Consider the following 7,642-nt stretch of genomic DNA (forward strand, 5'->3'; position numbering starts at 1 on the left):
GGATTTCATTGGGGGTATGAGGGGGGTGCATGCTTTAACGGTGCAGCACAAATCAGTATCGATAGTGATTGTTATCGATACTGATGCCGGTTGTGTGGCGAAATTCCGCCCGTAGAAACATCGAATGTTGGGGTCGGGCTGGCGGCAACGCCATAGCGTCGACTATGGTCCGGGCGGCCACTGAGATCACCCTTCCGAGGGATTGCTCCTGACCGCTACAGAATAAGACACTGTCATAAGTAAAAAATATCATTTGTCTCTCTGGCATTCTTTGGTGATATTCGTCCTCATCGTACATTTTGCTAAAAAGCGTCGGGTAACGAGGAAGAATGGTTGGGATGGGATCGGGGGCTCTGCATGGACTATCTGAAGCTTGTGTTGTCGCTGGCGCAGGAGTGCGTCCGGAACGCACCTGTTATTGTGCTTGGGAGCGGGGCATCGGCCGCGCACGGTATTCCGGGCATGAAGCCGCTAGGCGATACGCTTGTCGCGTCTTCTCCTCCAGGGACTGGGCATGATCGGGACTTCACCAGTTGGGGCGCCTTCTGCGAAAAGTTGAAGGAAACGGATCTGGAGTCCGCACTCACGGAAGTTCATCTTACAGAAGCGATGACTACGCATGTCGTCACAACGACATGGAAGTATCTCAATCCGTTCGATGTAAAGGTGTTTGACCAAGTGATCGCCAACCGGCGGATGCTGCCGCTTTCGCGTCTTTTTTCGCATCTGTTTGACAGTACGCATTCAACCATTCACGTCGTGACACCGAACTACGACCGCATCGCGGAATATGCTGCTGAAGCGGCCGGCTTCGCGGCTTATACCGGTTTCACGTACGGGTCAATTGGCCAGCGTGCCGACAAGGCGCCGCGCATGATGCAGGGTAAGGCAGAAATCCGCACGGTTTCGGTCTGGAAGGTGCATGGATCGTTCGGCTGGTTCGTAGACAAGGATGGGCTTGTCACCGCTTTGCCACCGCGCCTGTCGCTTCCGGCCGAGATGCAGCCGGTCATTATTACGCCCGGCATCGAGAAGTTCAGGTTGACCCATGACGAGCCCTTTCGCTCAATCATGGCCAGCTCAGACAGCGCACTTCGTACTGCCGACGCCTTCTTATGTGTCGGCTTTGGGTTCAACGATACGCATCTCCAGTCGTTGCTGCTCGAGCGTTGTCATGTACAGGGCGTGCCGCTCGTTCTGATCACGATGGAGATCAGCACGAAGGCAAAGTCACTATTCGCAGGTGGTAAGTTCGCGCGATTCATGGCCTTGGAGAACTGCGCAGAAGGCACCCGTCTGTATTGTAACGAGGCGCCAGACGGGGTAGTCCTCGAGGGTGTCAAGCTCTGGCAGCTCTCCCAATTTCTCAATCTCGTAATGTGAGTCCAAATGGCCATTCTCCACTATAAGGATGAAGACGCATTTGGCCGTGTTCGCTCAGTCGACACGGCGACCGTGCTGATCGCAGTCGATGACGTCGGGCGACTGAGGAAGCTGCAGGTGAACCGGCTCGTCGTACTCCAAAGCAGCCGGCCTGGTCAGCACCTCGTTGGCATCATCCAGAAGATTACCCGGACCGCAATCGAGGGCAACGCCGCCGCCGAAGATGATGGTGATGGCGACGAACCGGCCACGGAAGTCAATGTCGTGAGGGTGGTGCTCATTGGTACGTTGGCTGACAAGCTCGCTACCAAAGAGAACGTATTCCTTCGCACGCTAGAGACCGTTCCGGAGATCGACGCCAACTGTTTTGCCCTAGAAGGCGAGCAACTAACGAGTTTCATGCGGGTGGTGGCCAATATTGGCTCCGATGCGCAGAGGCTTTCCCTAGGTTGCTATACGCTTGACGAGAAAGCCGAGGCGTATCTCAACGGAAATAAATTCTTTCAACGCCACGCTGTCATCGTTGGCAGTACGGGATCCGGAAAGTCGTGGGCGACTGCGCGAGTGCTGGAGCAACTGGCTTCCCTTGGGAATGCGAATGCGATCGTGTTTGACGTGCATGGCGAATATTCTCCGCTCCAGGGAGACGGCGTGCGGCATTTTCGGATCGCCGGACCGGCTGATCTCGATGTGGGCTCAACCCTCCAGGATGGAGTCATCTTCCTGCCATACTGGCTGCTTGGCTACGAGGCGATGACCTCAATGTTTGTGGACCGTTCGGACAGCAATGCCCCCAACCAGACCATGGTCATGTCCCGTGCTGTGGTCGAGGCGAAGCGTGCCTATCTGACAGCGGGCCAGCATGAAGATATGCTCGCAAACTTTACCATCGACAGCCCGATACCCTTCAGCTTGGACGATGTGGTCGGGGAGCTTAGTCGTTTGAACTCCGAGATGGTGCCTGGAGCGCGAGCCGGCGTTGACAAGGCAGGGGACTTCAATGGAAAACTCAGCCGATTGATTCAGCGGCTGGAGAACAAGCGAACCGACCGTCGTCTCGGATTTCTTTTCCAAGGTGCAACAGAGACGATGGACTTCGGATGGCTTGAGGCCCTCGTGGTGGCGCTTCTGGCAGGAAGCCAGGATCAGGTGGACCAGAAGGGTGGGGTGAAGATTATTGATTTCTCCGAGGTGCCGTCCGATATCCTGCCCCTGATCGTCAGTCTCGTCGCAAAGCTCGCGTTCTCGGTTCAGCAATGGTCGCAGCCCGAGACAAGACATCCTATCGCGATATTCTGCGACGAGGCGCATCTTTATATTCCGGAAAGGCATCAGGCCGGCGGTGCCGCCGACATATCGGTGGAAATCTTCGAGCGGATTGCCAAGGAAGGGCGAAAGTACGGCGTTGGCCTCGTTGTTATCAGTCAGCGGCCTTCGGAGGTCAACCGGACAGTACTCAGTCAATGCAACAATCTCGTTGCCATGCGACTAACCAACGGCGACGATCAAGCTGTTGTACGTAGGCTTCTGCCAGACTCGCTTGGAGGGTTCGGCGATTTGTTGCCAGTGCTGGATACAGGCGAAGCGTTGGTAGTGGGTGACGCCAGCTTGCTTCCGAGCCGTATCCGTATTGCAGAACCTAAGCAATGCCCCAACAGCGGAACCGTTGAATTCTGGGAGCGTTGGGCGACCGACGTAGCGATTGGGGGACTTCCTGACGCGGTAGAGGGGTGGCGGAAGCAAAGTTTGCAAAAGAACTGACCACGTGTTGGCGGGATGCGTTCGCATCGGGAAGCGATTCACTCGAAACGGAAAATTTGCAATCGACGAAAATGAGAGCTCGATTCCTGTATGTTGTTGTTACCGATTAAATAATTGTGGCCGGACCGGGATGTCGGTAAATGGAGCGTGGTCGATTGTGTCGGCAAAACACCTGAATACATAAGAATATCTAACTATGATGAATATTTCTTTCGACCAATTTTCCACGCGCTCATTCGAGCGTTTTTCGCAATCTCTGGCCCAACATATTTTGGGCGCTGGGATCTTGGTCTTTGGTGATGGGCCAGACGGAGCCAGAGAAGCTTCATTCGAAGGCACACTAAATTATCCAACGGTCGCTGACCGGTGGACGGGCTACACGGTGATGCAGGCAAAGTTTCTTCAGGTTCCCAGGTCCCCCAAAGATGATGCCGATTGGCTTTGTACTCAACTACAAGAAGAGTTGCAAAAATTTGCATCGCCGAGTTCAACGCTAAAAAAGCCAGACTATTACATACTTATTTCGAATGCGCGTTTGTCGCCGATGCCGGAAGGAAAACGAGGGAAGGGTGGAATAGAGAAGGTTGACAGTGTCTTCGCAGAATATAAAAAGAAGATCGGGATCAAAGACTACCGCGTTTGGCATTTGGATCAGATCACGACAATGCTTGCGGGCGCCAATGAACTTCGTCGCTCCTATGCCGCATGGCTATGTACCAGCGATGTGATAGCAGACCTTCTCAAGGAGGGCGAGGCGAAGGCAAGAGCAGTAAGTGACGCAATGTACAGATACTTGACACGAGAAATCCGATCTCACCAGCAACTTCGATTGCAGCAAGCTGGCCATGCCGGCGACGCACAGACAATGATCGAGGACGTTTTCGTAGATCTTCCTTATAGAGAATCTGGCCACGTATCCGCAAAAGAGAAGGATACGCTCTTGCTTGCACATCTTCTTGATCGCTCAAGGGATTGTCTGGACGGCGCCAGCGTCCATTCACGACTCTCGCGCAATGAAGATCGTCGCGAGCGAGTACTTTTACTCGGCGGACCGGGTCAAGGTAAGTCCACTCTGTCCCAGTTTCTAGCGCAGATATTTCGTGCAAATATTCTAAATGCCGAGCGCGTCGGGGGATATCCGGCGGAAATTGGCAGCATCGTTAGAAAGACGATCGATAAGGCAAAATCCGCAGGATTAGCCATCAACGTGCCGCGTCGTTATCCGATGCGTGTTGATCTGCCCAATTTTGCCGACTGGATAGCTCGTGAAGAAAATAGATTAGAGAAATCTTTACTTCACTATCTATGTCATCACATCACATCGATTTCCAATACAAAAGTAGAAATCAGCGATTTGCGACACTGGATTAATCGCTATCCAAGCATCGTCCTATTAGACGGACTCGATGAAGTCCCTCCCAGTGCAAATAGGAGTTCTGTTATCCGTGCTATTAACGAGTTTTGGGACGAGGCTAGCGGCGCCGACGTCTTGATGGTCGTTACGACCAGACCTCAAGGATACAACGATGATCTGGATCCGGATTTTTACTCAAAGCTTGAAATGACTCCGTTGACAGTGGAGCATGCCATAGCATATTCAGAGAAGCTTGCAGGCGCACGATTATCAGACGTCTTCCAGAGAGAGAGGGTAATCAGTCGGCTTAGGGAGGCAGCAAAAAGCCCCATGACTTCACGGCTAATGATCAGCCCACTGCAAGTCGCTATTCTTTTAGCTCTAATCGATCAGAGAGGCGATGCACCCACTGATCGATGGAGTCTTTTCGATAAATATTTTGGAGTTATATTGCAGCGGGAGCAATCTAAATCCGGGGCAGTTGGGGAGACCATGCGGCACTGGGCGCGTCAAATTGCTGCAATTCATTTTAAGGCTGGTTTTATTCTCCACTCGGAAGCGGAGGCCCAAGGCGGCTCCGATTCACACCTTGATAAACATTCGCTTGAAGCTTTGATCCGCGGGCAACTAGAATCGGAGGGATATGATGGAGCGGAGCTCGATCGGTTTACCGAGGAGCTCATGGGCGCTTCTACCGAGCGCCTTGTTCTTCTGGTCCAGCGTGTCGAAAACTGTTTTAGCTTCGAAGTACGTTCACTCCAAGAGTTCATGGCGGCGGCGTATTTGATGGCGGGAAAGGAAAGCGTCGTGCAGCGCCGTCTACGCGCCATAGTTACTAAAACGCACTGGCTTCATGTGTTTCAGATCGCTGCGAGTAAATGTTTTTCAGTAAATGATTCTGAGCAATATAGAGATTCCATAATTACGATATGCAGAGAGATTAACGAAAGTGGTGAGGAGTTGGATCGACTACTTCGGACTGGATCTAGAATTGCGTTTGCTTTGTTGCAGGATGGAGTAGCATACGACCAGCCGAAGTATCGACGGATCCTGTTTTCGGAAGCATTTGGCGTACTACATGTCGGTCCGAACGAATTGCCCGACGAATTTTGCGAACTCTGTAACCAGGATCAAGCTCGAGCATCTGAATATATCCGTATTTATATAAAGTCACCGTTCGAGGATACTTCGAAGGCAGCATGGAAGCTTCTACTGCGCTGTGCGGCACGTGGATTCAAATGGGCGGAGGATCTAGTTCAAGAATGGTGGCCAAATCATTCTCGGGGAGTGGAAGAGATTCTAGAATACGAAATTGTACCGGTGCAGGAGTCTAGACTAAACGATCTAATTTGCAACTCACTCCCATACACATCCCCCTTATTGCTTAGGAAGGCACTTGTACGGGGCCGTTGGAGCAGGTTAAGAAATAAATATCGACCATTTTCGGTTATGCATCCTTGCCTTGAGCTCTTTACGGGTATGCATGGAGATAGAATCTCTATAAGTCTTCGATTGGAATCAGTCAAGACCCCCGTTGATTGGTTCGCAATTTCGATAGTATTGAGGGAAGAAGTAAGAGCGGCCTATGAAGCCATGCCTGCAACTCCGTTGTGGGAACCACTTTTCGCCTTGAGAGTATTCCACGAACAACCTACGGCAAATTCCCTCGCAGATTTGTTGGAGCAAATCGAGATGAAGAATTGGCGTGAGCTATTTGTGGAAGTGCTCCCGCTCATGCCTTGGCCGTTAGGCAGTCTTCTTAATGGAAGATCAGCAGGCACCCTTGGAACTTTGGCCGCTGAAGTTCGTGCCGGAAAATTTGGAGATATCGCCGATTGGCTCGCAGCCGAAGATCGCTGGAGAAACGCCGGTCTCGTTGACGCAGATCTCGTATTTGCATCGTCGGGGGAATCCTTCGATGCTGAGGTTGCACGTGTTGGTTTTCCGTCTGGCGGATTTTCGTTATCTCACGGCGAGAAGGATAATCAATGGATAAATAACCTCGCGGAAAAATATTTTTTGTCTACAGGTTTTGCAAGCGAAATTTTAGGTGCTTTATTAAGATTTGTTCTTTCTGTTTATAGAATGCCGCGACGGTTGACGGTTGAGGAGGCTGCAAAAATTTTGGCCTCTGCAGTTGGATCGAATAATTGGGTGGATATTGATTTTTTGATTAATCTTCCGGCTGATTTTTTTGATAATACAGAGCTCATTTTGATGCTTGACTCAATCGGAAAGGATGGCCGAGTTATGCTTTCAAGCAAGTCGCCTGAAAATGTCGATTGGCTTTTTAGGTTGCGCGATAGATTGCCGTCGCATCCGGGGTTGTTGGTCGTGATCGTGAATTTTATGAGTGAGGCGTCTCTTGAGGATTTTGAGAGGGTTTTTTGCGGCGTGGATTTGAATCGGCTTTCAAAATCAGATTCGGAGAGAATTGGTGTTTACGCAAAGCTCGTCTCTGCCATTATTGGGGTATTGCCGGAAAACGACTATAAGAATCTCTTGGTGGATGGTAGTGATATGGGTAGATCGGTGCAGGTGAGAATTGTTGATGCAATTTTGGACAATGAATTGCTCGACCCCGTTCCGAATTTAAGAATCGCAAATAGCATAGCTCTTGTTGCGAATATCGATCGTATGTTGCCGGTCTCTCGATATACGAGTCGGTTGCAATCCATTGCCGATGGTCGACGCGCGGAATTGGCTGACACCAAGCGTTGGCGTGATCTTGAGTTTGACGCGAAACTATGCAACCTAATGAAGGAGTCATCGTTAGCAGCGTAAGCGACATGAGGACGTGGCAAACGGATTAGGGATCGCGACGGCCGCTGTCGGCATCGCGATCCAGTATGTCGCTGATTGCTCTTGGCGAGACCCTGTCACACTGCGGTGGACGATCACCGCCTGAGTCCAAGCATAGCGTTGGAGCGTTTGATGCCAGCGGTCATACAGCGCCAGTTTGGCAATTCCCGTGACTACTCCTTTCATCACGACCTTTGATAGCCAAGTAGGTCACGGAAGTTGCCGTTCGAAACGAGGTTCCAACCTACGTACCACAATAAACATAAATTGCGTTCAACCCAACCGTATCCACCCCGTCGCGCTGAAGATGGATCAAGGAACCCCTCCTCCTTCGAGGGGTGT

At 51.4% G+C, this 7,642-nt stretch carries 3 protein-coding genes; all 3 read left to right on the top strand.

Annotated elements, in window-relative coordinates; genetic code table 11:
- The first annotated feature begins 357 nt into the window (after positions 1–357).
- The 3 genes from FFS21_RS31280 (at position 358) to FFS21_RS31290 (ending at position 7,282) form a co-directional block, all read left to right on the top strand.
- The gene (locus FFS21_RS31280) at positions 358–1,383 is read left to right on the top strand and encodes an SIR2 family protein (RefSeq protein WP_137928554.1); all 1,026 of its coding nucleotides are present in this window, start codon (positions 358–360) and stop codon (positions 1,381–1,383) included.
- 6 nt (positions 1,384–1,389) lie between these two features.
- A complete protein-coding gene (locus tag FFS21_RS31285; RefSeq protein WP_137928555.1) occupies positions 1,390–3,144 on the top strand; it encodes an ATP-binding protein in 1,755 nt (584 codons plus the stop codon).
- Positions 3,145–3,340: 196 nt separating this feature from the next.
- A complete protein-coding gene (locus FFS21_RS31290; RefSeq protein WP_137928556.1) occupies positions 3,341–7,282 on the top strand; it encodes an NACHT domain-containing protein in 3,942 nt (1,313 codons plus the stop codon).
- Positions 7,283–7,642 lie beyond the last annotated feature (360 nt).

This window comes from Cupriavidus sp. 2SB, from assembly GCF_005503625.1.
In the GTDB taxonomy this organism is placed as follows: domain Bacteria; phylum Pseudomonadota; class Gammaproteobacteria; order Burkholderiales; family Burkholderiaceae; genus Cupriavidus.